Annotated in this window: 1 protein-coding gene; it reads right to left on the reverse strand. The window is 78.1% G+C overall.

The window, feature by feature from the left end; all coding sequences use genetic code 11:
- A partial coding sequence (locus tag EJK16_RS11300; RefSeq protein WP_127129362.1) for a DUF222 domain-containing protein occupies positions 1–835 on the reverse strand: 835 nt, incomplete at both ends.

Genomic DNA, 835 nt, shown 5'->3' on the forward strand with positions numbered 1-835 from the left:
TAGCCGTCCAGGGTGCCCGGCTCGGTCCCGCCGAGCAGGGTGGTCAGCGGGACGGTGACGTTCACGCGGACGGGGACCCCGGCGACCTGCCCGATCGGGAACCACGGCGCCGCGGGCCCCGGTGGCCCGGCCCCGCCCGCGCCGGGCAGGGAGGCGGTGTCCGGCGGACCCCCGCCGCCGACATCGCCCACGCCCGCACCGGCGTCGGCGTCGGGGTCCATGCCGATATCGGCGTCGGCGTCGGGGCCCGTGCCGATATCGGCGTCGGGGTCCGTGCCGGCCTCGACCTCGGCGTCGGCGTCGGGGCCGGCCGCGTTGTCGCTGTGGTCGGTGTTGCTGCGGGTGTCGGGTGCCGTGCCGGCGTCGGCGTCCGCGGTGGTGGCTGTAGTGGCGTCGCCGGTGTCCGCGTCCGCGTTGGTGGTGGTGGGTGGGGTGCCGAGGCCGCCTTGGGTCAGGGCGTGGGTGCCTAGGGTGGCGAGGGTGTCGGCGCGGAGCTGGTCGAGGGTGCGGTGGTCGCCGTGGGCGCGGGCGGTGCGGGCGGCGCCGTCCAGGGCGAGGTCTAGGGCGATGGCGTCGGGGGCGGGCAGGACGGTGTAGATCGAGGCCATGCCGTCGGGCAGGGCGCGGGGGTGGCACACGCGCCGGCGGGCCCGGGCCGCGCGGTGGCGTGCGGTGACGTCGTGGTGGTCGAGGGTGATCAGGGCGCGGGCCACGTCCTGGCGGAGCTGGGGGTGGGTGCGCCGGTGCGCGGTGGGCAGCACGGCGTCCTCGACGGCCTCGCTGACCGGCAGGGGCGCGTGGGTCAGGGCCTGGGCGATGATCTGGGCCTTGCCCG

Source organism: Georgenia sp. SYP-B2076 (assembly GCF_003991205.1).
Lineage (GTDB): Bacteria > Actinomycetota > Actinomycetes > Actinomycetales > Actinomycetaceae > Georgenia.